The following is a 25,752-nucleotide window of genomic DNA, read 5'->3' on the forward strand; positions in this document are numbered from 1 at the left end:
AAGGAATAGCTTTTAGATAGGAGGTTAGATTGATGGAACCTATTCAAATAGAAAAATTACAAAAGGAAATAGATAATCGTGCAAAGAAAGAAGTATATGTGCATTTAGAAACAACGAATGGTGCATATGCAAGCCATTTTGATCAAAACTCATTCAATGTCGGCGCATTTATCCGCAATGCGAAAGTTACATATGAACATGGAAAAGTAGTTGGAGCGAATACGGCATATCGAGTTGGACTAAAGCTTGATATTGGTTGGATATATGCTGAAGGTGTAAATAAATACGAAATAGACGAGCATGGTAATTTGTTAATGGCAGGTCATGATCATGAAGGTCGTCTGATGGTTGCACTACAAATTGGTGAAAAACCATTTCATTATTAATAAGGAAGGAGAAATAGCATGAAAGAACAAGAACGTGTTGTTGTCATATACCCGCACCCAGATGATGAAGCATTTGGTGCATCTGGAACAATCTCTATCTTTAGAGAAAAAGGAATACCTGTAACCTATTTATGTGGAACGTTAGGTGAAATGGGGCGAAATATGGGGAAACCAACTTTCGCAACGAGAGAGACATTGCCACAAATTCGAAAAAAGGAATTAATTGACGCTTGTAAGATATTAGATATCGAGCTTAGAATGCTAGGATATCGTGATAAAACATTAGAATTCGAAGATAGAGAAGAAGTTGCAAAAGATTTACATCAACATTTACAAGAAATCAAGCCAACATTAGTCATTACACATTACCCTGGCTATGCAGTACATCCTGACCATGATGCATTTGGTGCTGCTGCAATTAGAGCAGTGGAGATGTTTGCGGAAGAAGACAGACCAGATGTATGGGCGCAAGCAATAAGTAATGATCATCTTGAAAAATTAGGTACGCCTGATATTCAACATGATGTGACAGAGGTTTTTGATAAAAAATTTGCAAGTATTTTAGCACATGAATCTCAGGCATTTGGTATGTTAGCAAAAGTGGATAACGGAGAAGAAGACCCGAAAGAAACTGCAATGAAGTGGTTAGGTAGAGAATCTTTTTACACATGGGATTTTTCAACAAAATAGAAATGTTTTAAAAATAATGCTTGTGGAATAATAATGATAAGCGTACAAGAATATAGTACACTATACAATTCTTGAAAAGGGGTATAATCTATGAGGTGGATCTTATCATTAGTATTAAATGCACTTGCATTAATGTTAATTGATTACTTATTTGATGGGATTACGATTAATGGATTTATGATTGCATTATTAGCAAGTGTCATTTTAGCTGTGCTCAATGCAATTGTGAAACCAATCCTTGTCGTACTCACATTACCAATTACAATCGTTACTTTAGGATTATTTTTATTTGTAATCAATGCAATTACACTAATGTTGACACAAGCACTATTAGGTGACCAATTTGTAATAGACGGTTTTGGTACAGCAATTATTGCAGCAATTCTATTCTCTATTTTAAATATTTTTATCAATAAAATAGTAAAAGATTAGGCTGGACATAGCTATTGTGCTTCACACAAAATAATTCATGTGCGTATAACCCGCTCCGGCTTGCACACTCCCCTTTCCATGGGCTTTTTCCTTCAACTAACTTTTCCAAGCACAAATCGCTTGGTAAAGTGGATTTTCAGAAAAAAAAATCCTATAGGAGTGGGAGTGTGCGCCTTCGCTTATTGGAGTTCCACAAAGTTTGGAAGTGCTTATATGTTGATTTGTTACAAATAAACATTTATTTTTTCATCATGATACGTAATTTAAAAACAGGATTATAATCAATTGGAATAAAGCCAATGTTTTTATGGTTACATTAATTGTAGGGAAAAAACACGGAAAGGGAAACGGACAAGTCGAAGCGGTTGCAAAGCACATATCAAATCTCAAAGTTAACAGTATAAAGACGTCTGTCAAGAAAAAGTCCAAGCCATTCGGTAAATAGCTATCGAATTGTTTGGATTTTTCTAATGAGAGCAATCTTTTGCCTTATAATCTTTTCTTATTGTCAAAAATTTGTCCATAATTAAAACAGGTATGAATCATTTTTTTTACGTAATAATTATAATAAAAGGATACGAAATGATTAAAAAAATGCTACAATAATAAAAGGAATGAAGGAAGACTATTTACATACTTAGAAATTAGGTAGAATGAGATAAGAATAAAGCTTTTTGGATTAGGGGGGCTTACATTGGCAAAAGTACGTACACAAGATTTATTAGAGCGCTTTAAAATTGAGCTTGTTGCAGGACAAGAAGGCTTACATCGTGAAATATTCATGAGTGAAGTCTCAAGACCTGGAATTGAGTTAACAGGATACTTCAAATATTATCCAAAAGATCGCTTGCAATTGTTAGGAAAAACAGAACTATCCTATTTCGCTGAACTAACAACAGAAGAAAAGAAAGACCGTGCGTACAAATTATGTACAGATATTACGCCAGGTATATTAGTTACTCGAGCAATGGATATTCCTGAAGAATTAGTTGAGGCATGTCAGAACTCTGGTGTACCGTTAATGCGATCACCTTTTAAAACAACACGTGTAATTAGTCGAATTACAAATTTTCTTGAAGCTAAATTCGCACCATTTACCGCAGTGCATGGTGTTTTAGTAGATATATATGGTATTGGTGTACTTATTACAGGACAAAGTGGTGTAGGTAAAAGTGAAACAGCACTAGAATTAGTAAAAAGAGGACATAGACTAGTCGCAGATGATAGTGTGGAGATTAGACAAGAAGACTATGACAGATTAATTGGGTCATCACCTCCATTAATCGAACATTTACTAGAAATTAGAGGATTAGGCATCATTAACGTCATGACACTATTTGGTGCAGGTTCTGTTCGATCACATAAACGAATTTCCCTTGTAATCAATTTAGAAACATGGGATCAAAAGAAACAATATGATCGTTTAGGCTTAGAAGAAGAAACGATGAAAGTGATTGATGTGAAAATACCAAAAATAACGCTTCCTGTTAGACCAGGACGTAACTTAGCTGTTATTATTGAAGTTGCAGCAATGAACTTCCGCTTAAAACGTATGGGTGTGAATGCAGCAGAAGAATTTTCACAACGATTATCCAAAATGATTCAACACGGTGAACGTGAGGAAGAGTCAGTCTTTGATCTAGATATGGAGTAAGAAATAGAATGGGAGAGATGTGTAGTGTCATGTGCAGCACCGGCATTAGATCCAGTATTTATTAAGATTGGTTCATTACCAATATACTGGTATGGTGTCATTATTGCATCAGGTGTATTTTTAGCGCTTTGGCTTGCGACAAGAGAAGCGGATCGCTTAGGTGTAAAAAAAGATTATATAATTGACTTGGTTGTATATGCAATTCCGATTGCGATTCTAAGTGCAAGAATTTATTATGTCATTTTTAAATGGGATCAATATTCGAACGGTCCATTTTGGAAAGTATTTGCAGTATGGGAAGGTGGCATTGCCATTCATGGTGCATTAATTGGATCTGTTATCACCGCAATTATTTATACAAGAATTCGGAAATTATCTTTCTGGCAAATTGCAGATATTGTTGCACCTAGTATCATTTTAGGACAAGCAATCGGCCGCTGGGGAAATTTCATGAATCAAGAGGCACATGGTGGTCCAATATCACAAGCTACATATGAAAGTTTTCACCAATATCTACCTGATTTTATTATGAACCAAATGTGTATTAAAGGTACGATGTATCATCCAACTTTTTTATATGAATCTGTTTGGAATATCATTGGATTTGGTTTATTACTTCTATTAAGAAAATATCCAATTAGACGTGGGGAACTATTTTTGTCCTACGTAATTTGGTACTCAATTGGAAGATATTTTATTGAAGGCATGCGTACAGATAGTTTATATATCATTGAGCCGATATTAAGAACGGCACAATTTATATCAATCGTACTGATTATTTGCGCAATTATCCTTATTGTTTTCCGCAGAAAAAAAGGATTAGCAAATAAAACGTATCAAGGCAAAAAAATCGTACAAAAATAATGCGTGTAGATTGGCTTTTGCTGTTTTTAGCAAAAGCCAATTTCCATGTTAAATAAATGTTGGAGGATGAAAGATGAAAATAGAAACGATATTATTTGATTTAGATGGAACATTAATTGACACGAATGAATTGATTGTAGCATCATTTACGCATACTTTAGAGAAATTTAGTGACAGACAATATACGAGAGAAGAGATATTGAATTTTATTGGTCCACCATTAGTGGATAGTATGCAACAGGTGAATCCAGATAAAGTGGAAGAAATGATAGCAACATATCGAGAACATAATTTAGCAAACCATGACAAATATGTGGAAGCATACCCGACAGTAGTAGAAACAGTGAAAAAGCTGAAAGATGCAGGTATTACGTTAGGCATTGTTACAACAAAGTTATCTGATACAGCAAAATTAGGCTTACAAATAACGGGAATGGCAGATGTATTTGAAGTATTAATAGGGCTTGATGATGTAGAAAACGCAAAACCCCATCCTGAGCCGATTCTAACTGCAATCAATCAATTACAAGCAAATCCGATGACAACATTAATGGTCGGAGATAATTATCATGATATCGAAGCAGGACATAATGCTGGCGTACAAACAGCTGGCGTTGCATGGACAATCAAAGGGAGAGAAGTACTTGAAGCACACAATCCAACATATATGTTAGAGCAAATGAGTGATTTACTACAATTAGTTGGAGTGGAATAAGTATGCGCAATACACACCGTTATAAAGTATCTGGTGCAAATTCGCTTTGGCATATTTACAAAACTGTTCCATTCTTTAAAGTGATTCGGAATTTTATTGTCATTCAGCTTGCTAGATATACCCCTTTGTTAAATGTGAAAAATTGGTTGTATCGTACATTTTTAAAAATGGAAGTAGGAAAGGAAACGGCATTTGCACTAATGGTAATGCTTGATATTATGTTTCCTGAGAAGATAAAAGTAGGTAAAAACACTGTCATTGGTTATAACACAACTATTTTAGCGCATGAATACTTAATCAAAGAATATCGATTAGGCGATGTAGTGATTGGTGATGAAGTGATGATTGGTGCAAATAGTACAATCTTACCTGGTGTGGAAATTGGAAATGGAGCGGTTGTTGCTGCAGGTACAGTTGTGCATAAAAATGTAGAAGCAGGTACCTTTGTTGGTGGAAATCCGATGAGAGTAATTTATACAAAAGAACAAATGGACGAGAGAATGAAGCTAGATCCATTTTTTCATGAACAAAAAGTAGAGTAACCATATGTCGGCTACTCTACTTTTGCTTTTATCAAACTATAGATGGTCTCTAAATATGGTGTATTAATATGATTATCTTTAGCTAATTGTAAGCTGTATCCTTGTAAATGATCTAGTTCAATTGTGAGCCCTTTTCGGTAATCTTGATGCATGGATGACGTAGCATCCTCATGTAATGTTTCCAATGTTTTGATTGCTTTTTTCACATCTAACTCATTTAAAAGTTCTTCGTTTCGATTCGCGATTTGCTTCATCTCATTTAATAGCTTAGTAACAATCTCCATTGTTTCAGGTGTACGTCTAATCTGTCCGATTGCACAATCTGTTGCAGTGGTTATACCGGAAAATGCTGTAATGAACATATATTTATACCATATGTCTTTTAGAATCGTGTCACTATATATTGCGTGCATGTTACTTTTTTCAGATAGCTTGGCGAGCCGCTCACAAATACCTGCTTGTTTGTTGTGCAGAATACCAAATCGCAATTCATGTATGTTGCTTGTGTGTTCTACATGTCCTTTCTCATTTAATGTTGCAATAATATTCGCAAGACCACCTAGAACTCGCTCTTCACCAAATGTCTCTTGTAATGTGGCATAATGTTCGAATCCGTTTAAGATAGGTAATATAAATGTCTTATCAGAAATCATCTGTTTGATTGTTGGGATGACACCATCTAGATGGTATCCCTTTACTGCAAGGACAATCACATCCACATCTTTTGCTTTTGATGGGTCTTTCATATATGTTGCATGATCTACATTCGTATCTCCTAAAACACTGTGCACAGCTAAACCATTCTTTTGAATTTGTTTCCAACGATTTTCACGGACGATAAAGGTGACATCTGCACCTGCATCGAGCCATCTCGCGCCAAAGTATGTACCCAATGCACCGGCGCCAATGATTGCAATATGCATTATTTCATCCCTCCTATTCCTATTTTATCATATTCAATACTTTTCCTAAAAACTATCTAATATATCTTGACATTTTGTGTTATAATGCATTAGTCAATAGTAAGTTTTTAAAAAGAAGGGATGGGTATTTACAGCGTGCCAAAACCATATAAAACAAAGAAGAATATTATACCTTTCATACCAGAAGGGGAGTTTTATTTTTCTAAAGGCGTAGAGGCTTTTCAAAAGCGTAAGTTCGAACTATCTATTAAGTGGTTTAAAAAGGCTCTCTCTGAAAAACCAAATCATCCTTTATATCAATGTCAAATGTCCATTGTTTATACCGAAATCGGTTCTTATCATAAAGCAAATCAACTACTAACAAAAGTATTGACAGCATATGGTGATGAATATATTGATTGTTACTATTTAATTGCAAATAATTATGCACATCTTGGGCTCCTACAAGATGCGATTAAGTATGCAGAATTATATTTAGAAAAAGATCCTGATGGTGAATTTGCTGAAGAAGCAATTGGGTTACTTACAGTGTTAGATTTTGAAGATGATGAAGAAGATGATGAATGGGTATTGGAAGAAGAAGATGATGTATTAATCTATCAAGAGACCGTTTTTTATCATTTAGAGCGAGAAGAATGGCAAGAAGCCATTGCATTATTAGAAGAAATGATTATCATGTTCCCAGAATTCCAACAAGCAAGACATGAGTATCATTATGCACTTTTCTTTGCAGGGGAAAAAGAGAAGGCAATTGAGCTTGAAGAGAATTATTTACAAGAACATCCAGATACACTTGCAAGTTTTATGAATTTAGCAATATTCTATTATCAAACAAAAGAAATAACTTTATTTCATAATCTTGTTCATATGCTTGAGAATATATATCCAGTACATGAACAACAAAAATTAAGGCTTGCTTCGATGTTCACACAAGTAGGTATGTATCAAGAAGCATTCTCCCGATTTCGTTGTTTGCATAAATCAAAGTTAAAAGGTCATCCTTCTTATTATAGATGGTACAGTACATGTTGTTATTTTATCGGAAATGAAACAATGGCCGAACAAATCTGGGAAGAAGGATGTAAGGAACACTCCATCCTCAAGAAGCAAATGAAGCCATGGCAAAACAGTAACCTAATTGGCGATTGAGCAGATTAGTAGACCTTTTGAATGAACAATAAGATAATGAAACAAAGAAAGTGAAAGGATGAGAAGTATGTCAGAAGACAAAATTTACGACGTAATCATTGCTGGAGCGGGACCTGCTGGTATGACAGCGGCTGTGTACACATCTCGAGCAAATTTGGATACATTAATGCTTGAACGCGGTATTCCTGGTGGACAAATGGCAAATACAGAAGATGTAGAAAATTATCCAGGATATGACCATATTTTGGGACCGGATTTGTCTAACAAAATGTTCGATCATGCGAAGAAATTCGGTGCGGCATACGCGTATGGAGATATTAAAGAAGTAATTGATAAAAAAGAATATAAAATTGTAAAAGCGGGAACGAAAGAATTTAAAACACGTGCACTGATTATTACAACAGGAGCGCAATACAAAAAGCTAGGTGTACCAGGTGAAGAAGAACTAGGCGGACGAGGTGTATCTTACTGTGCAGTCTGTGATGGTGCATTCTTCAAAGAGAAAGAATTAATTGTTGTTGGTGGTGGGGATTCTGCGGTAGAAGAAGGGGTATACTTAACTCGATTCGCTAGCAAAGTAACGATTATTCACCGTCGTGAACAATTACGTGCTCAAAAAATTCTACAAGATCGTGCATTCAAAAATGAAAAAATTGATTTCCTATGGGATACGATTGTGAAGTCCATTAATGGTGAGAATGGTAAAGTTGCAAGTGTGACATTACTTAATAAAAAAACCGGCGAAGAATATGAGCATAAAACAGATGGTGCATTCATCTATATTGGTATGGTCCCATTAAGTGAGCCATTCCAGTCATTAGGAATTACAAATGAAGAGGGATATATTCCAACAAATGAGAATATGGAAACAAGTGTACCAGGTGTTTTCGCTGCAGGTGATATACGCGAGAAAGAATTACGTCAAATTGTAACAGCAACAGGTGATGGTGCAATTGCTGCACAATCTGCTCAAGCATTTGTCGAAAATTTATTGGAGAGCGAAGAAGCTTAGTTACCAATTGTCATCAATTTGAAATTTAACGTAAAAGGAAATTAACCTCACTGTAACACGGATGAAACATAAAAGGGTTATAATGAAGTTAACTAATTGACCCCCTTTTTTATAAATAGAATTGAACGGCATAGGCTATCATACCTATGCCAATTTTTTTTGCTTTGAGAAGACTCATAGGAATGTGTATAATATAAGTAACTATAGTCTGTTACGTGAGAATTCAATCATGGATAGTGAATCAAACAGACAAACACAAATAGGGATAAAGCAATTTTTGCATGAATAACTATTTTATAATAATGGAAGTTGTTTTTACATTTTGGGGAGGTATCGATTATGGGGACAGTAAAAGAAGAAACAAAATTAGTCATTATTACAGGTATGTCAGGTGCTGGTAAAACGGTCGCTGTACAGAGCTTTGAAGATTTAGGTTATTATTGTGTGGATAATTTACCTCCAGCGTTATTACCAAAATTTCTAGAATTGATGAAAGATGCTACAAACAATATTCAAAAAGTTGCGCTTGTAATGGACTTACGTGGACGTGAATTCTTTGAATCTTTATTTGAAGCTTTAGACAAATTAGGTCAAGAGAATTGGTTAGAAGAACATATTTTGTTTTTAGATGCGAGTGACCAAGTACTCGTGTCACGCTATAAAGAAACGCGCCGTTCCCATCCTTTAGCACATGACGGACTACCATTAGAAGGTATTCATGCGGAACGTACTATATTAGATGAACTGCGCGGACGTGCACAACACTTTATCGATACATCTAATTTGAAGCCAAAAGAACTGAGAGAGAAAATTGTGCAGAGATATGGAGAGAGTGAACAGGAAATTTTCTCCATCCATGCATTGTCATTCGGTTTTAAGTATGGACTACCAATTGATGCTGACTTAGTATTTGATGTTCGATTCTTACCAAATCCTCATTATGTAGAACAATTGCGACCACTTACTGGCATTAATCCAGATGTGGCATCATATGTATTTAAATGGTCTGACACAAAAGTATTTTTAGAAAAGACATTAGATTTATTGCAATTTATGTTGCCACAATATAAACGGGAAGGTAAGAGCCAACTTGTCATTGCAATTGGATGTACAGGTGGACAACACAGATCTGTTGCTATTGCAGAACATATTGCGAAACATTTCCAAAAGAACTATGTCACACATGTAAGCCATCGTGATATTGACAAGCGAAAGGGATAAGATATGACAACACATACAACGAAGAAAGTAGTAGTAATAGGCGGCGGGACTGGCATGCCTGTATTACTACGTGGTCTCAAACATCACGATATTGACTTATCCGCAATTGTAACAGTCGCAGATGATGGCGGTAGTTCTGGTCGATTGCGTACAGAAATGGAAATGCCTGCACCTGGTGATATTAGAAATGTCATTGCAGCATTATCTGATGTCGAGCCAATGCTAATGCATTTATTCCAGCATCGCTTTACGAAAGGGAATGGGCTATCTGGTCATTCTATGGGTAATTTGCTGCTCGCTGCAATGACTTCTGTTACTGGAGATTTTTATACAGGAATTAAAGAAATCTCTCGTGTGTTAAATGTGAAAGGAAACATTTATCCTATTGCAAATCAAAATATGTTTTTGCATGCAGAGTATGAAGATGGCACGATTATGTCAGGTGAATCAAATATTCCTAAAGTAGGGAAGAAAATCAAACGTGTATTTCTTCAACCAAATCCTGTCTTGCCATTGCCTGAAGCAGTGGATGCTATCTTGTCTGCAGATATTGTAGTCGTGTCACCAGGTAGTCTTTATACAAGTATTTTGCCTAATTTGATTGTCCCCCAAATCGGGCAAGCATTAAAAGATACACATGCAAATGTGATTTATGTATGTAATGTGATGACGCAAATTGGAGAAACCAATGGATATACAGCGAGTGATCATGTGCAAGCAATTTTGGATCATGTTGGAGCTGGTTGTATTCATTCCGTCGTCGTACACAATAAAGAAATTGATCCGGACATGAAACTGGTCTATGCGGAAGAATTGGCAGCACCAGTAGTATACGACTTCGACCGATTAAGAAATTTAGGTGTGAAGATTATTGAAGAAGATATTGTAAAAGTGAAGAATAACTCATTAAGACATGATACGGAGAAAATAGCAAATCTCCTTGTTTCATTGTTATAAAAGTGAATAAGGGGGGAGAAAGTTGTCTTTTGCTTCAGAGATAAAAAAGGAACTAACGACAATTGCAAACAATGCCTGTTGCAATAAGTCAGAATTGGCTGCTTTGATTCGAATGAACGGCGCAGTATCTTTTTCGCGTCTACATTACTCTCTAGACGTACAGACAGAAAATGCCGCAATAGCAAGACGAATTTATACATTAATCAAAAGTCTTTATACGCATCCTGTAGAATTACTTGTACGAAAGAAAATGAAATTAAAGAAAAATAATGTCTATATTGTTCGCATGAATGAAGGTGTGAAAGAAATGCTTGTTGATATGGGATTGTTAATTGAACCATATCAATTTGTTCGAACAATATCCGATGAATATAAAAAGAAAGAATGCTGTCGACGTGCGTATTTGCGAGGAGCATTCTTAGCAGGTGGATCTGTGAATAATCCAGAGACGTCTTCTTATCATTTGGAAATTTATAATTTTTACGAAGAACATAATCAAGCATTATGTGATTTATTGAATGACTATCACTTACATGCGCGAATTTTGGAAAGAAAAAAAGGATTTATTGCATATATTAAAGAAGCAGAAAAAATAACAGAATTTCTTAACTATATTGGAGCACATCAAGCATTATTCAAATTTGAAGATGTAAGAATTGTTCGAGATATGCGTAATTCTGTAAATCGCCTGGTGAATTGTGAGACAGCGAATTTAAATAAAACAATTGGTGCTGCATTTAGACAAGTGGAAAATATTCGATTTATTAAACGTACAGTAGGATTAGATGCATTACCTGATAAATTAAAGGAAATTGCTATTTTACGTATGGAGCACCAAGATGTCTCTTTGAAAGAACTAGGAGAAATGGTGTCAGGAAGCAAAATTAGCAAATCAGGTATTAACCATCGATTAAAGAAAATTGACCAATTTGCGGATCAATTAAGAAGTGAGCATGTGCCTAAATGATACGTAATTTTGAAATGGTAATTTCCGTACATGCCTTGACTAATCCACTTAGATAAGTGTAGCTCAGAGAAACCTACGGAAAGGAACACGAACAAGCCGTAACGTATACATGCACATATAAAAGCTCAAAATAAATAAATAGAATTATCCTTTAAATACACAAAAAATCCAAACGATTCGGTAATAGCTTTCGAATCGTTTGGATTTTTTTAGGCTAAAGAAATCTGTTATTTCAATCTCTTTATAATTTTGATTTTAACGCGCACGGAGGGATTTGAACCCCCGACACATGGTACCGGAAACCATTGCTCTATCCCCTGAGCTACGAGCGCATGTAACATGATGGATGAAACAGACATGTATTAGTATATCGAAAGGAGAGTGTTATTTCAATAAAAATATCATCTATTATACCACCTTCACATAAATTATGAAGAGTAAATCGTTTAAATATGATAAAATAGGGGTAGGATGTACGTAGAGTATACTAAAAGGCACTACATAAAATAAGAAGTTTGAACAAAACATATCGTTTGACCTTTTTTGACCAATAAGTTATGATGTGTATAGAAAAGAAAATTAATGATAAAAGAAAGATTTTTAAGGAGGAATTTTCTTATGAATTTAATCCCTACAGTTATTGAACAAACAAACCGTGGTGAACGTGCATACGATATTTATTCACGTCTATTAAAAGACCGTATTATCATGTTAGGTAGTGCTATTGATGACAATGTAGCGAATAGTATTGTTGCACAATTATTATTCTTAGCAGCTGAAGATCCTGACAAAGATATTTCACTGTATATCAACTCTCCTGGTGGATCGATTACAGCGGGTATGGCTATTTATGACACAATGCAATTTATTAAACCAAACGTTTCTACAATTTGTATAGGTATGGCTGCATCAATGGGAGCATTTTTACTTGCTGCTGGAGAACCAGGTAAACGATTTGCATTACCAAATAGTGAAGTAATGATTCACCAACCATTAGGTGGTACACAAGGTCAAGCGTCAGATATTCAAATTCATGCAAATCGAATCATTGAAATGCGCAAAAAATTAAATGAAATTCTTGCAGAACGTACTGGTCAACCTATGGAAATTATCGAAAAAGACACAGACAGAGATAATTTCATGACAGCAGAACGTGCAAAAGAGTACGGATTAATCGATAAAGTGATGGAGAAGAAACCTGAAGATTTGAATTAATATAATAAAAAGAAGATTACAAGCATCAAGATATGCTGTAATCTTCTTTTTTGATTTATCAATCATTGTTGATCATTTTCTACAAACTCGATTAAATCACGCAATGCATCCTCGTCATCTGGACCGTCTGCAATGAGTTTAATTTCTGTACCATTTGCTAATGCTAAACTCATTAATCCCATAATGCTCTTCGCATTGATTCGCTTTGTACCTTTTTCAATAAATATTTCTGAAGCATAATTATTTGCCTTCTGTACAAAAATAGCAGCAGGACGTGCTTGTAAACCAGGTTGAACACCAATAATTACATCTTTTTCTATCACTTTCATCTAACCCCTTTCTGTAAGCGTTATCATTTAATACTACTATACCATTTGTCATATTATTACTACAACTTAAAAATCGTGAACAATATGTTAACAAAAACAGAGCGGTATTTTCTATAGGAAAATGATTGACAGAAATATAAAACCATGATAAATTAAAACAAAGTAAACAACTTGGAATTAAAGGGATTAAAAATAGATAGCTAAATTCAATCATTATTAGTGCATCATTTATTGGAAAGGACGAAAAAATCATGAATGAAAAAATACCATTAATCGATATAAGAAGCTTTTTAGCCATTACTAGTTTTGCAGGAATCATTTTGTTACTTGTGCTGTAATAAAAGAATATTCAACAACGAAACACAAGACAAATCATTTTAATCAAATAACATTTTGTTCAATATTTCACATAATAGTCAAATTTCTAGCTTCCATAACATGAAAAAATAGGATATAGTAAGAATATATCCTATTTTACTATTTATACAACAAAAAAGTATAAAAACTCTCAGATTGGATTTATACTAACACAACATAATTGTGCGATATATCCAGATTCATTTACATAGGATAATTAAAAATGGCGTAGAATGACAAAGGGGTGGTTAGAATGGCTAGTAAAAAAACGAAATTAAGAAAAGTGGTTGTAATTGGTACTGGATTTGTTGGAACGAGTTATGCATATGCTTTATTAAATCAAGGTGTTGTGAATGAGTTAGTTCTGATTGATTTAGATAAAGATAAAGCAGAAGGGGAAGCTCGCGATTTAAATCACGGAATGGCATTCGGAAACCCTATGAGAATAAAAGCAGGAGATTATGAAGAATGTCATAATGCAGATCTTGTTGTAATTACAGCAGGTGCGAATCAAAAACCAGGTGAAACACGTTTAGATTTAGTTTCTAAAAATGCGAGAATCTTTAAAGGCATTGTAGAAAAAGTGATGGCAGTGGATTTTCAAGGCATTTTCTTAGTTGCGACAAACCCTGTGGACATCTTAACACAATTAACAAGAGAGATTTCTGGCTTACCTAAGGAACGTGTAATTGGATCTGGGACGATTTTAGATACTGCAAGATTCCGTTATTTATTAGGCGAGTATTTTGAAGTAGATGCACGTAATGTTCATGCATATATTGTAGGGGAGCATGGAGATTCTGAACTGCCAGTGTGGAGTCATGTTCAAATAGGTGGCGTACCTTTATCTAAGTATGCGAATATTGCAAATTTATATGAAGATAAACAAATGACCGCAATTTTTGAAAATGTCAGAGACGCTGCTTATCATATTATAAAGCGTAAAGGTGCAACATACTATGGTATTGGACTTGGATTAGTTCGTTTAACTAGAGCAATACTTAATAACGAAAATGCCATTGTGACAGTTTCTGCATATCTTGAGGGACAATATGGACTAGATGATGTATATATCGGTGTTCCTGCTGTTCTAAACGAAAATGGTGTGCGAGAAATTATGGAATTAAAATTAACAGATGTGGAACAACAACAACTAGATGCATCTGCTAAAACATTAAAGGAAATGGTCGACGTTGGAAGAAAGGCGTTAATATAAATGTATAATAGCTACAGTCTGGAAATGACTGTAGCTATCTTAATAGATGTTGCCTGAAAAGAGGAGATGTAAACATGCATGTAATCGTATATGGAAAACCTAATTGTAGTTTGTGTGAAGATGCATTAGGGATACTTACATTATTTGAAGAAGAATACAATTTACATATAGAAGAAGTGAATATCTATGATGACGAAATATTGTTGGAAAAATATCAATTAGAAATTCCGGTTATCGAAATAAATGAATCTATTGTCGGTAAAGGGAAAATTGACTACGATAGTATAAATAGTTTTCTGAAAAATAAAAATAATGGAGAAAAGAGTTGAGTCATTTTGTAGAATTTGATACAATTACTTATGGAAGTTATTTTTTTTGACTCACGTGGGACGATTTACGACTAGCAGGGACAAATAAATCCCGCTATCGAAAAAGGAGCGTTTCCGATTGAAGGAATTATTAGATATTCAAGAGAAATTATTCCCCGATATCTTAGATGTCATGCAAAAAAGATATAAGATATTACACTATATCCAACGAATGCAACCAATTGGACGAAGAAGTCTTGCTGAACAAATACAGATGAAAGAAAGACTTGTGCGTTCAGAAATAGATTTTTTAAACAAACACGGGTTTATTGTGGTAACATCTAAGGGGATGCAAGTAACGGAAGAAGGAAATTCAATTGTTGAGAAATTTGCAACATTTATGAATGGAATTTCTGAATTTCGTGTTTTAGAATCACAGATTAAGGATAAATTACAATTGGAACATGTTATTATCGTTTCAGGTGATAGTGATGAACAACAAACAGTAAAAGAAGAACTTGGTAAAGCTTGTGTTCAATTTCTAAACACTATAGTAACTTCCAACCAAACTATTGCAGTAACAGGAGGTACATCGATGGCAGAAGTGGCAAATCAAATGAAGCCACTACACCAAGCGACAAATTGTACCTTTGTTCCAGCTCGTGGGGGACTAGGTGAACAAGTAGAGAATCAAGCGAACACGATATGCGCACAAATGGCTAAAAAGGCTAATGGCAATTATCGAATGTTGTATGTTCCAGATCCCCTTAGCGAAGAGTCCTATCATACCATTATTGAAGAACCAACAGTAAAAGAAATATTACAAATGGTTCAAGATGCCAAGATTGTTTTACACAGTATTGGTGATGCTATCACAATGGCAAAACGTAGAAAAGCTTCTCAAGAAGTAATTGATCGTCTTACAACACAACATGCAGTAAGTGAGACATTTGGTTTTTACTTAAATCGCCATGGTGAAGTAGTATACAAAGCAAGAACAGTCGGGTTGCAATTAGCTGATTTAGATAAGGCGCAATATGTAATTGCTGTTGCTGGTGGAAAATCGAAGGCAAATGCAATACAATCATATTTTAAATTAGGTAAAAGTAATGTGTTGATTACAGATGAAGCAGCCGCAAAAGAGTTGTTAGAGGGATATTCCCTTTAATTTATAAATTAAGAACATATTCTAAGGAGGAATTTAGCATGACAGTAAAAGTAGGTATTAATGGTTTTGGACGTATCGGACGTCTAGCGTTCCGTCGTATTCAAGATGTAGAAGGAATCGAAGTTGTAGCAATCAATGATTTAACAGATTCTAAAATGTTAGCACACTTATTAAAATACGATACAACTCAAGGCCGTTTCAACGGATCTGTAGAAGTAAATGAAGGTTCATTTACTGTAAATGGTAAAGAAGTAAAAGTAATTGCTAATCGTAACCCTGAAGAATTACCTTGGGGCGAATTAGGTGTAGATATCGTTCTTGAATGTACAGGATTCTTTACTTCAAAAGAAAAAGCTGAATTACACTTAAAAGCTGGTGCAAAACGTGTTGTAATTTCTGCTCCAGGTGGAAATGACGTACCTACAGTTGTATATAACACAAACCACGAAATCTTAACTGGTGAAGAAACAGTTATTTCTGGTGCTTCTTGTACAACAAACTGTTTAGCTCCAATGGCTAAAACTTTAAATGATAAATTTGGTGTTGTGGAAGGTTTAATGACAACAATCCACGCATACACAGGTGACCAAATGACACTTGATGGTCCACACCCTAAAGGTGACTTCCGTCGTGCTCGTGCAGCTGCTGAAAACATCATTCCTAACTCAACTGGTGCAGCAAAAGCAATTGGTTTAGTAATTCCTGAATTAAATGGTAAATTAGATGGTGCTGCTCAACGTGTACCAGTTGCTACAGGTTCTTTAACTGAGTTAGTAACAGTTTTAGATCAAAAAGTAACAGTTGAAGAAGTAAACGAAGCAATGAAACAAGCTTCTAACGAGTCTTATGGTTACACAGAAGACGAAATCGTATCAAGTGATATCGTAGGTATTACTTACGGTTCATTATTTGATGCTACACAAACAAAAGTAATGACAGTTGGCGACAAACAACTAGTTAAAACAGTTGCTTGGTATGACAACGAAATGTCTTACACTGCACAATTAGTACGTACTTTAGAATACTTCGCTAAATTATAATTAAATAAGCGATAGTAAAACTAAACATAGTACATTATAAAGCGGGGAAGCTACGCGCTTCTCCGCTTTTTTAAATAATACATGTTTAGTAATCTCTAATCGATTTTTTAAAAATAGAAAAGTAAGTACCATTACTGTAGGGAGGTTCATTCATATGAACAAGCAGACAATTAAAGACATTGATGTAAAAGGTAAAAAAGTATTTTGTCGTGTAGATTTTAATGTGCCAATGAAAGACGGCCAAGTAACAGATGATACACGTATTAAAGCAGCAATTCCTACAATTCAATATTTACAAGAGCAAGGTGCGAAAGTTATTCTAGCAAGTCACTTAGGTCGTCCCGGTGGGGAAGTAGTAGAAGAACTTCGTATGGATGCTGTTGCAAAAAGATTGAGCGAGTTACTTAACAAAACTGTTGTAAAGACAGATGAAGTATACGGCGAAGAAGTGAACAAAGCTGTAAATGAATTAAATGATGGAGATATTTTACTTATTGAGAATGTTCGCTTTGAAGCTGGTGAGACGAAGAATGACCCTAAATTAGCGAAAGCATTTGCAGATATTGCAGATTACTTTGTGAATGATGCATTTGGTGCAGCACACCGTGCACATGCATCTACTGCTGGTATTGCAGAACATATTCCTTCAGCAGCAGGATTCTTACTTGAGAAAGAACTAGATGTTTTAGGAAAAGCATTGTCAAATCCAGATCGTCCTTTCACTGCTATTATTGGTGGAGCGAAAGTAAAAGACAAAATTGGTGTCATTGACAATTTATTAGATAAAGTAGATAACTTAATTATCGGTGGTGGGCTTGCTTACACATTTGTTAAAGCACTAGGACACGAAGTAGGTCAGTCATTATTAGAAGAAGATAAAATTGAGTTAGCAAAAGAATATATGCAAAAAGCAAAAGACAAAGGTGTCAATTTCGTAATGCCTGAAGATGTAATCGTAGCAGACGATTTCTCAAATGATGCCAATACACAAGTTGTATCTATTGATAGCATTCCAGCAGATTGGGAAGCATTAGATATTGGTCCAAAAACTCGTGAAAAATATGCTAAAATTGTCGCAGAATCTAAACTAGTTATTTGGAATGGACCAATGGGTGTATTCGAGATTGATGCATTCGCAAAAGGTACAAAAGCCGTAGCAGATGCATTAAGTACAACAGAAGGGTATACTGTAATTGGTGGTGGCGATTCTGCAGCAGCAGTAGAGAAATTCCATCTTGCAGATAAAATGGATCATATTTCTACTGGTGGTGGTGCTTCTCTTGAGTTTATGGAGGGGAAAGAACTACCTGGAGTTTCAGCACTAACTGATAAGTAAGTTAAGGAGAGGTGATTGGATGCGTAAGAAAGTAATCGCAGGTAACTGGAAAATGAACAAACTATTAGGTGAAGCAGTTCAATTTGTAGAAGATACGAAAGTAAAAGTACCTTCAACTGAAAAAGTGGAATCTGTTGTATGTGCACCATTTCCATATTTACCTACATTAGTAGAAAAAGCAAAAGGTACAGATTTAGCAATTGCAGCACAAAATATGCATTTCGAAGAGAGTGGAGCATTTACTGGTGAAGTAAGTCCTGCAATGTTAAAAGACATCGGTGTAACATATGTCGTGCTAGGTCACTCTGAACGTCGCGAATTATTTGCAGAAACAGATGAGACAGTAAACAAAAAAGCACATGCAGCATTTGCGCATCAATTAGTACCAATTATTTGTGTTGGTGAAACATTAGAACAACGTGAAAGTAACACAACAATGGAAGTTGTTGAAGATCAAGTAAAAAAAGCAATAGATGGTTTATCAGAAGAACAAGTAAAAGCGTCTATTATTGCATATGAGCCAATCTGGGCAATCGGTACAGGAAAAACAGCTACATCTGAACAAGCGAACGAAGTATGTACACACATTCGTAAAGTAGTAGCTAATGCGGTATCTGAAACAGCTGCAGAAGCAGTTCGTATTCAATATGGTGGAAGTGTAAAACCATCTAATGTTGACGAATTATTATCACAATCTGATATCGATGGTGCACTTGTTGGTGGAGCTAGCCTTGAAGCAGACTCTTTCCTTCAATTAGTGGAGGCTGGTGCAAAATGAGTCAAAACAAGTTAGCAGCATTAATAATTTTAGACGGATTTGCTTTACGTGATGAAGTAAAAGGAAATGCTGTCAAACAAGCCAATACACCGAACTTTGATCGTTATTGGAACAATTATCCGCACAATCAATTAACAGCAAGTGGAGAAGCGGTAGGATTACCTGACGGGCAAATGGGTAACTCTGAAGTTGGTCACTTGAACATTGGTGCAGGACGTATTGTTTATCAAAGTTTAACTCGTGTGAATCTTTCGATTAAAGAAGGCGACTTTTTTGAAAACAAAGTCTTGTTAGATGCGATTCAACATGCGAAAGATAATGACAAAGCACTACACGTATTTGGTTTATTATCAGATGGTGGGGTACATAGCCATATACAACATATGTATGCAGTTTTAAAACTTGCAGCATCAAAAGGGTTAGAAAAAGTATATGTACATGCATTTCTTGATGGTCGTGATGTTGATCAAAAATCAGCAAAAATCTATATCAATGATGCATTAGAAAAAATGAAAGAATACGGTGTAGGGGAATTCGCTACGATTTCTGGTCGCTATTATTCCATGGATCGTGACAAACGATGGGATAGAGTGAAAAAATCGTATGATGCGATGGTATATGGGGAAGGACCAAAATACACAGATCCAATTGAAGTTGTTGAAGATTCTTACAAGAATGAGATCTACGATGAGTTCGTTATTCCTTCTGTGATTACAGATGAGAATGGTAAACCGAAAGCAACGATTCAAGATGACGATTCTGTTATTTTCTATAATTTCCGTCCAGACCGTGCGATTCAAATATCTCGTACATTTGCTAATGAAGATTTCCGTGATTTTGACCGTGGTGAAAAATCACCAAAGAATATTCATTTTGTTTGCTTAACAAATTTTAGTGAAACGGTGAATGGATATGTTGCGTATGAACCAGTTAATTTGGATAATACTGTAGGTGAAGTATTATCTCAAAATAATCTAAAACAATTACGTATTGCCGAAACAGAGAAATATCCTCACGTTACCTTCTTTATGAGTGGTGGACGTGAAAAAGAATTTCCTGGTGAAAAACGTATATTGATTGATTCACCAAAAGTTGCGACATATGATTTGAAGCCAGAAATGAGCGCATATGAAGTGACAGATGCATTACTTAAAGAATTAGATGCAGATGCACAGAATGCCATTATCCTGAATTTTGCTAATCCTGATATGGTAGGACATTCAGGTATGCTCGAACCTACAATTAAAGCTATTGAAACAGTAGACGAATGTCTAGGTAAGATAGTAGATAAAATTGTAGAAAAAGGTGGTCATGCGATTATTACTGCTGACCATGGTAATTCAGATGAAGTTATCACTATAGAAGGTAAGCCAATGACAGCACATACTACGAATCCAGTACCTGTTATTGTAACAAAAGATGACGTACAATTACGTGATGGCGGAATTCTAGCCGATCTTGCGCCAACATTGTTAGACTTATTAGATGTAGAAAAGCCAAAAGAAATGACAGGCGATTCATTAATTAAAAAATAATTATATTTTATTTAAAGGAGAGAATAAATTATGCCATACATTACAGACGTATATGCTCGCGAAGTATTAGACTCGCGCGGTAACCCAACAGTTGAGGTTGAAATTTACACAGAAACAGGTGCTTTCGGTACAGCATTAGTTCCAAGTGGTGCTTCTACTGGTGAATATGAAGCAGTAGAATTACGTGACGGAGATAAAGACCGTTATTTAGGTAAAGGTGTTCTTAAAGCAGTAGAACATGTAAATGAAATTATTGCACCAGAATTAATCGGTATTGATGTAACTCGTCAAGTAGTTATTGATCAATTATTATTAGAATTAGATGGTACAGAAAATAAAGGTAAATTAGGTGCAAACGCAATTCTTGGTGTATCTATGGCGGCAGCACATGCAGCAGCTGATTACTTAGGTGTACCACTTTACACTTACTTAGGTGGATTCAATGCAACAACTCTTCCTACACCAATGATGAACATTTTAAATGGTGGAGAGCATGCGGATAACAACGTAGATATTCAAGAATTCATGATTATGCCTGTTGGTGCTCCAACATTCCGTGAAGCATTACGTATGGGTGCTGAAATTTTCCATAGCTTGAAAAAAGTACTTAGTGGAAAAGGTTTAAATACTGGTGTTGGTGATGAAGGTGGATTTGCTCCAAACTTAGCATCAAACGAAGAAGCATTATCAACAATTATTGAAGCAATTGAAGCAGCTGGTTATAAACCAGGTGAAGAAGTAAAACTTGCAATGGACGTTGCATCTTCTGAATTCTACGAAGATGGTAAATACAACCTTAAAGGTGAAGGTGTTGTTCGTACATCTGAAGAAATGGTTGCTTGGTATGAAGAAATGATTAACAAGTATCCAATCATCTCTATTGAAGATGGTCTTGATGAAAATGATTGGGAAGGTCACAAATTATTAACAGAACGTATTGGTGATCGTGTTCAATTAGTTGGGGATGACTTATTTGTAACAAATACAAAACGTCTTGCTCAAGGTATCGAACAAGGTGTTGGTAACTCTATCCTTGTAAAAGTAAATCAAATTGGTACACTTACAGAAACTTTTGAAGCAATTGAAATGGCTAAACGTGCAGGGTACACTGCAGTAATCTCTCACCGTTCTGGTGAAACAGAAGATGCTACAATTGCAGATATTGCTGTAGCAACAAATGCAGGACAAATCAAAACAGGTGCGCCTTCACGTACTGACCGTGTTGCTAAATACAACCAATTATTACGTATCGAAGACGAACTTGCAGCAACAGCAAAATACGCTGGAAAAGCAGCATTCTACAATTTAAATAAATAATATAAACAAAAAGAAATTGTGATAATACAATTCTTTAGTTAAGAAAATCCAACCGATTCGAGAGCTATTTGAAGAATCGGTTGGATTTTTTGTGTATTAAAAGAAAAGTCTATTTGCTTATTCTGATATTCGGTATATGCTTGTAACCGCTCCGGTCCTTTACGGGGATTTTTCCCATGAGCTTTTAGTTACTCTATAATTAATGTAGTCATAAAAAAGTCAGCTTTATACTATGTTGATAGTGATTTTAACTTTAATTTATTTACGATGATAAGCCAAATAAGCGACTATCTGTAACAATCCACAATATATGCACTCGTAAACATTATAGAGCTTCTTAGAAAATAGGTGCCCAATTCCACTCCTATGGGGTTCTTTTCCCTGAAGATCCACTTTTCCAAGCGATTTTTGCTTAGAAAAGTTAACTGAAGGAAAAAGTCTATGGAAAGGGAATTGGACAAGTCGGAGCGGGTGATACACACATATTTTATTTCATAATTACTGATTCATTTCCCAAACTCTTTTCATTTCATTTCCATCTCTTGGCTAGTTCATATGTTTTGTAACCACCATCTACATTTATAGCTTGATAACCATGATTCTTTAATATGCGACAAGCTAAATAACCTCTTAGACCTACTTGACAATGTACATATACAGGTCTTGTCGAATCTAATTCAGGTAGTTTGTTTCTTAATTCTGTTAGTGAAATGTTTACAGCACCTTCAATTGCTCCATTTGCAAATTCTTCTTTTTCGCGGACATCAATTAATGTAGCCCCATTATTAACGAGCTCATCTACTTCATACCACTGAATTGTTTCCATTTCATCATCAATAATATTAGATGCAACATAACCAACCATGTTTACTGGATCTTTAGCAGAAGAGAACGGAGGTGCATATGTCAATTCTAATTCTGCTAACTCGAGTATAGACAAATTTCCTCTGATTGCAGTTGCAATGACATCCATTCGCTTGTCTACTCCATTTTTACCGACGGCTTGTGCCCCAAGAATGTTCAAAGTATTCTTATCATAAAGTACTTTTAAAGAAATTGGTGTCGCTCCAGGATAATAGGTTGCATGTGATGCTGGATGAATGTGTATCACTTCATATTCTTTGTTTTTGGATTGTAATACTTTTTCATTTAGTCCTGTTGTCGCAACAGATAATTCAAAGACTTTGGCAATTCCTGAACCTAATGTCCCTAGATAAGGTTCTTTCTTACCAAGTATATTATTTGCAACCATTCTTCCTTGTCTATTTGCAGGCCCTGCAAGAGGGATAAACGTTTCTTCCTTAGCAATATAATCATTGATAACAATTGCGTCTCCAATCGCATATATGTCCTTCTGTGATGTTTCAAAATATTCATTTACAAGAATACCACCACGTTCATGGACCGCAATATTTGCTTCTTTTGCAAGCTTACTCTCAGGTTTTACACCAATAGAAAGAATGACAATGTCTTGTCCGATGATTTTGCCACTATTTAGTTCTATCTTTTGACCGTTTTCATGAAATGCTTTTACCCCGTCTTTTAGTAATAATTGAATACCATGCTCAAACAAATGTTCATGAACAATTGCTGCCATTTCTTTATCAAGTGGTGCCATTACTTGGTCAGCCATTTCAACTAATGTGACTTCTATACCTCTTTCAACTAGATTCTCAGCCATTTCTAAACCGATAAATCCTCCACCAACAACAGTTGCTTTCTGTGGTTTATTTGTATCTACAAATGATTTAATTCGATCTGTATCAGGTATATTACGTAATGTAAATACATTATTCGCTTTCTCTAATCCATTGAATGAAGGGATTATTGGGCTTGCTCCTGGTGAAAGAATGATTGTATCATAGCTTTCAACATATTTTACGCCAGTTTTTAAATTTTTTGCTTCGATTACTTTTTCTATAGGGTTAATCTTGACTACTTCTGTTTGGGTTCGAATATCTAATTGAAATCTGTTCGTCATTCCTTCGACGGTTTGCACTAATAACTTTTCTCTTTGCTTAATTGTTTCACCAATATAATATGGTAATCCACAATTGGCGAAAGAGATATGTTCACCACGTTCAAACAAGATAATTTCTGCATCTTCGTTTAATCTTCTTAAGCGTGCAGCAGCAGTAGCTCCACCTGCAACTCCGCCTACAATAATAATTTTTTTCATACTATTTTCCTCCTTAATATTATACTCATACCCCTATGCGTATAATATACTATAGTTTAAGATAAATGTGTGCATAATATCACACTATTCACAAAGTTTTCAAAATCAATCGAGTAGAATGAAATGTTTAGCGGTATGATATATAATAGAAAGAAGTTAGGTAAATACTGTTGACAATATACCGATAGGGGTATATAATAAAGTTGTCGTTAGTTTTATAGATAGTTTAGCTTATGAAATAGAAGGGAGTCTTCATCATGGAATATGATCAAAAGATAAAAAATCGAATGAAACGAATTGAAGGACAAGTTCGTGGCCTGATTAAAATGATGGATGAAGGCAAAGATTGTCGCGATGTTGTTACACAAATGTCTGCAGTAAGAAGTGCAATGGATCGCACGGCTGCATTAATTGTTAGTACAAATTTAGAACGTTGCATTCGAGAAGAAAAAAACACTGGTGAATCATCAGAAGACTTAATTAAAGAAGCTGTAAATTTACTCGTTAAAAGTAGATAAAAATAGAGTAATGGTTACTCTATTTTTTTACCAATAAATTTATACCTATACAGGTATTTGTATTAGGAGGAATTAAAATTGACAGAGAAGAAAAAGACAACGATTGTTTTATTTAGTGGAGATTATGATAAAGCGATGGCAGCATACATTATCGCAAATGGTGCTGCAGCATATGATCATGAAGTAACGATTTTTCACACATTTTGGGGATTAAATGCATTAAGAAAAGATGAGCATTTACAGGTGAAGAAGACATTCATGGAGAAGCTCTTTGGCAAAATGATGCCAAGAGGAGCAGAGAAGATGGGCTTATCGAAAATGAATTATTTAGGTATGGGTAAAAAAATGATTAAAGATATTATGAAAAAACATAATGCTGTACCAGTAAACGAATTAGTTGAAATGGCCCAAGCACAAGATGTAAAATTAATTGCATGTACCATGACAATGGACCTTTTAGGTTTACAAAAAGAAGAGTTGTTAGATAATATTGAATATGCAGGTGTTGCAGCATACATTGGTGACTCAGAAGATGGTAATATTACATTATTCATTTAATTAAACAAATAATGGAGGAATAGAAGATGAAAGAAATTCAACCGAGTGAATTAGCTGCTAAATTAAAAGCAGGGGAAGCATTAAATATTATTGATGTACGTGAAGATGAAGAAGTAGAAGAAGGAATGATCCCTGGAGCGAAACATGTGCGTTTAGGTGATATTCCTGAACGTATTGGTGAATTAGACTCATCCAAACATTATTACATGGTATGTCGGTCAGGTGCTAGAAGTGGGCGTGCAACAGAATTCCTTGAATCAAACGGAATCGAAGCAACGAACATGGCTGGTGGAATGCTTGCATGGGAAGATGAGATTGAATTACCGAAAAAGTAATGAATAAATAAAAACGGCTTATCCAATTGGATAAGCCGTTTTTATTTATTG

The 25,752-nt window shown here is 35.1% G+C and carries 27 protein-coding genes and 1 tRNA gene; 24 read left to right on the forward strand and 4 right to left on the reverse strand.

Annotated features, from left to right (window positions below; translation table 11 throughout):
- The first annotated feature begins 32 nt into the window (after positions 1 to 32).
- The 7 genes from ACFOZ1_RS04495 (at position 33) to ACFOZ1_RS04525 (ending at position 5,283) form a co-directional block, all read left to right on the forward strand.
- Positions 33 to 386, forward strand: a complete 354-nt coding sequence (locus tag ACFOZ1_RS04495; protein WP_390196410.1) for a YojF family protein — start codon at positions 33 to 35, stop codon at positions 384 to 386.
- Positions 387 to 404: 18 nt separating this feature from the next.
- Positions 405 to 1,076, forward strand: coding sequence for a bacillithiol biosynthesis deacetylase BshB2 (bshB2, locus tag ACFOZ1_RS04500; RefSeq protein WP_390196412.1), 672 nt, complete (start codon positions 405 to 407; stop codon positions 1,074 to 1,076).
- A 90-nt stretch (positions 1,077 to 1,166) separates the two neighbouring features.
- Positions 1,167 to 1,508, forward strand: coding sequence for a phage holin family protein (locus tag ACFOZ1_RS04505; protein WP_390196414.1), 342 nt, complete (start codon positions 1,167 to 1,169; stop codon positions 1,506 to 1,508).
- Positions 1,509 to 2,202: 694 nt separating this feature from the next.
- Entirely contained in the window at positions 2,203 to 3,162 is a 960-nt protein-coding gene (gene hprK, locus ACFOZ1_RS04510) for an HPr(Ser) kinase/phosphatase (RefSeq protein WP_390196415.1), read from the forward strand.
- 24 nt (positions 3,163 to 3,186) lie between these two features.
- Positions 3,187 to 4,026, forward strand: coding sequence for a prolipoprotein diacylglyceryl transferase (gene lgt, locus ACFOZ1_RS04515; RefSeq protein WP_390196416.1), 840 nt, complete (start codon positions 3,187 to 3,189; stop codon positions 4,024 to 4,026).
- A gap of 73 nt (positions 4,027 to 4,099) precedes the next feature.
- Positions 4,100 to 4,741: a pyrophosphatase PpaX gene (gene ppaX / locus ACFOZ1_RS04520; protein WP_390196417.1), complete on the forward strand. Its 642-nt coding sequence runs from the start codon at positions 4,100 to 4,102 to the stop codon at positions 4,739 to 4,741.
- 2 nt (positions 4,742 to 4,743) lie between these two features.
- Positions 4,744 to 5,283, forward strand: coding sequence for an acyltransferase (locus ACFOZ1_RS04525; RefSeq protein ID WP_390196419.1), 540 nt, complete (start codon positions 4,744 to 4,746; stop codon positions 5,281 to 5,283).
- An 11-nt stretch (positions 5,284 to 5,294) separates the two neighbouring features.
- Here ACFOZ1_RS04525 and ACFOZ1_RS04530 read toward each other — a convergent pair whose 3' ends face one another.
- Positions 5,295 to 6,206, reverse strand: a complete 912-nt coding sequence (locus ACFOZ1_RS04530; RefSeq protein ID WP_390196420.1) for a ketopantoate reductase family protein — start codon at positions 6,204 to 6,206, stop codon at positions 5,295 to 5,297.
- Between the two features lie 135 nt (positions 6,207 to 6,341).
- On the opposite strand from ACFOZ1_RS04530, the gene ACFOZ1_RS04535 reads away from it, so the two are divergent.
- The 5 genes from ACFOZ1_RS04535 (at position 6,342) to whiA (ending at position 11,512) form a co-directional block, all read left to right on the forward strand.
- Entirely contained in the window at positions 6,342 to 7,355 is a 1,014-nt protein-coding gene (locus ACFOZ1_RS04535) for a tetratricopeptide repeat protein (RefSeq protein ID WP_390196422.1), read from the forward strand.
- Positions 7,356 to 7,422: 67 nt separating this feature from the next.
- Positions 7,423 to 8,367: a thioredoxin-disulfide reductase gene (gene trxB, locus ACFOZ1_RS04540; protein ID WP_390196423.1), complete on the forward strand. Its 945-nt coding sequence runs from the start codon at positions 7,423 to 7,425 to the stop codon at positions 8,365 to 8,367.
- A gap of 339 nt (positions 8,368 to 8,706) precedes the next feature.
- A complete protein-coding gene (gene rapZ / locus ACFOZ1_RS04545) occupies positions 8,707 to 9,588 on the forward strand; it encodes an RNase adapter RapZ (protein ID WP_390196425.1) in 882 nt (293 codons plus the stop codon).
- A gap of 3 nt (positions 9,589 to 9,591) precedes the next feature.
- Positions 9,592 to 10,545 (forward strand): gluconeogenesis factor YvcK family protein, encoded by a 954-nt coding sequence (locus ACFOZ1_RS04550; RefSeq protein WP_390196427.1) that lies wholly within the window; start codon positions 9,592 to 9,594, stop codon positions 10,543 to 10,545.
- A gap of 22 nt (positions 10,546 to 10,567) precedes the next feature.
- Positions 10,568 to 11,512 (forward strand): DNA-binding protein WhiA, encoded by a 945-nt coding sequence (whiA, locus tag ACFOZ1_RS04555; protein WP_390196428.1) that lies wholly within the window; start codon positions 10,568 to 10,570, stop codon positions 11,510 to 11,512.
- Positions 11,513 to 11,771: 259 nt separating this feature from the next.
- On the opposite strand, the gene ACFOZ1_RS04560 is transcribed toward whiA, so the two are convergent.
- Positions 11,772 to 11,844: transfer RNA gene (locus ACFOZ1_RS04560), tRNA-Arg, on the reverse strand.
- Positions 11,845 to 12,130: 286 nt separating this feature from the next.
- Here ACFOZ1_RS04560 and clpP point away from each other — a divergent pair.
- On the forward strand, positions 12,131 to 12,727 hold the full coding sequence (clpP, locus tag ACFOZ1_RS04565) for an ATP-dependent Clp endopeptidase proteolytic subunit ClpP (RefSeq protein WP_390196430.1): 597 nt from the start codon (positions 12,131 to 12,133) through the stop codon (positions 12,725 to 12,727).
- 62 nt (positions 12,728 to 12,789) lie between these two features.
- Here the strand turns inward: clpP and ACFOZ1_RS04570 are convergent, their stop codons facing one another.
- Entirely contained in the window at positions 12,790 to 13,050 is a 261-nt protein-coding gene (locus ACFOZ1_RS04570) for an HPr family phosphocarrier protein (RefSeq protein WP_390198054.1), read from the reverse strand.
- Between the two features lie 616 nt (positions 13,051 to 13,666).
- On the opposite strand from ACFOZ1_RS04570, the gene ACFOZ1_RS04575 reads away from it, so the two are divergent.
- The 8 genes from ACFOZ1_RS04575 to eno all read left to right on the forward strand — a co-directional run bounded on the left by ACFOZ1_RS04575 (position 13,667) and on the right by eno (position 22,111).
- Entirely contained in the window at positions 13,667 to 14,629 is a 963-nt protein-coding gene (locus tag ACFOZ1_RS04575) for an L-lactate dehydrogenase (protein WP_390196432.1), read from the forward strand.
- Between the two features lie 74 nt (positions 14,630 to 14,703).
- Complete coding sequence (locus ACFOZ1_RS04580) at positions 14,704 to 14,958, forward strand: glutaredoxin family protein (RefSeq protein ID WP_390196433.1); 255 nt, start codon at positions 14,704 to 14,706, stop codon at positions 14,956 to 14,958.
- A 118-nt stretch (positions 14,959 to 15,076) separates the two neighbouring features.
- A complete protein-coding gene (locus ACFOZ1_RS04585) occupies positions 15,077 to 16,105 on the forward strand; it encodes a sugar-binding transcriptional regulator (RefSeq protein ID WP_390196434.1) in 1,029 nt (342 codons plus the stop codon).
- A gap of 38 nt (positions 16,106 to 16,143) precedes the next feature.
- Complete coding sequence (gene gap, locus ACFOZ1_RS04590) at positions 16,144 to 17,145, forward strand: type I glyceraldehyde-3-phosphate dehydrogenase (RefSeq protein ID WP_390196436.1); 1,002 nt, start codon at positions 16,144 to 16,146, stop codon at positions 17,143 to 17,145.
- A 154-nt stretch (positions 17,146 to 17,299) separates the two neighbouring features.
- On the forward strand, positions 17,300 to 18,481 hold the full coding sequence (locus ACFOZ1_RS04595) for a phosphoglycerate kinase (protein WP_390196438.1): 1,182 nt from the start codon (positions 17,300 to 17,302) through the stop codon (positions 18,479 to 18,481).
- Between the two features lie 19 nt (positions 18,482 to 18,500).
- Positions 18,501 to 19,259 (forward strand): triose-phosphate isomerase, encoded by a 759-nt coding sequence (gene tpiA / locus ACFOZ1_RS04600; RefSeq protein WP_390196439.1) that lies wholly within the window; start codon positions 18,501 to 18,503, stop codon positions 19,257 to 19,259.
- On the forward strand, positions 19,256 to 20,794 hold the full coding sequence (gpmI, locus tag ACFOZ1_RS04605; RefSeq protein WP_390196440.1) for a 2,3-bisphosphoglycerate-independent phosphoglycerate mutase: 1,539 nt from the start codon (positions 19,256 to 19,258) through the stop codon (positions 20,792 to 20,794). The genes tpiA and gpmI overlap by 4 nt, the downstream gene beginning before the upstream one ends.
- A 30-nt stretch (positions 20,795 to 20,824) precedes the next feature.
- Positions 20,825 to 22,111 carry a phosphopyruvate hydratase gene (gene eno / locus ACFOZ1_RS04610; RefSeq protein WP_390196442.1) on the forward strand — a complete coding sequence of 429 codons (1,287 nt, stop codon included), beginning with the start codon at positions 20,825 to 20,827 and terminating at the stop codon, positions 22,109 to 22,111.
- Between the two features lie 529 nt (positions 22,112 to 22,640).
- On the opposite strand, the gene ACFOZ1_RS04615 is transcribed toward eno, so the two are convergent.
- Positions 22,641 to 24,290, reverse strand: coding sequence for a CoA-disulfide reductase (locus tag ACFOZ1_RS04615; protein WP_390196444.1), 1,650 nt, complete (start codon positions 24,288 to 24,290; stop codon positions 22,641 to 22,643).
- 257 nt (positions 24,291 to 24,547) lie between these two features.
- On the opposite strand from ACFOZ1_RS04615, the gene ACFOZ1_RS04620 reads away from it, so the two are divergent.
- The 3 genes from ACFOZ1_RS04620 to ACFOZ1_RS04630 all read left to right on the forward strand — a co-directional run bounded on the left by ACFOZ1_RS04620 (position 24,548) and on the right by ACFOZ1_RS04630 (position 25,701).
- Complete coding sequence (locus ACFOZ1_RS04620; RefSeq protein WP_390196446.1) at positions 24,548 to 24,808, forward strand: metal-sensitive transcriptional regulator; 261 nt, start codon at positions 24,548 to 24,550, stop codon at positions 24,806 to 24,808.
- 78 nt (positions 24,809 to 24,886) lie between these two features.
- A complete protein-coding gene (locus ACFOZ1_RS04625) occupies positions 24,887 to 25,366 on the forward strand; it encodes a DsrE/DsrF/DrsH-like family protein (RefSeq protein WP_390196449.1) in 480 nt (159 codons plus the stop codon).
- A 26-nt stretch (positions 25,367 to 25,392) separates the two neighbouring features.
- Entirely contained in the window at positions 25,393 to 25,701 is a 309-nt protein-coding gene (locus ACFOZ1_RS04630; protein ID WP_390196452.1) for a rhodanese-like domain-containing protein, read from the forward strand.
- Positions 25,702 to 25,752: the final 51 nt, after the last annotated feature.

The organism is Gracilibacillus marinus, assembly GCF_042651725.1.
Lineage (GTDB): Bacteria > Bacillota > Bacilli > Bacillales > Amphibacillaceae > Gracilibacillus > Gracilibacillus marinus.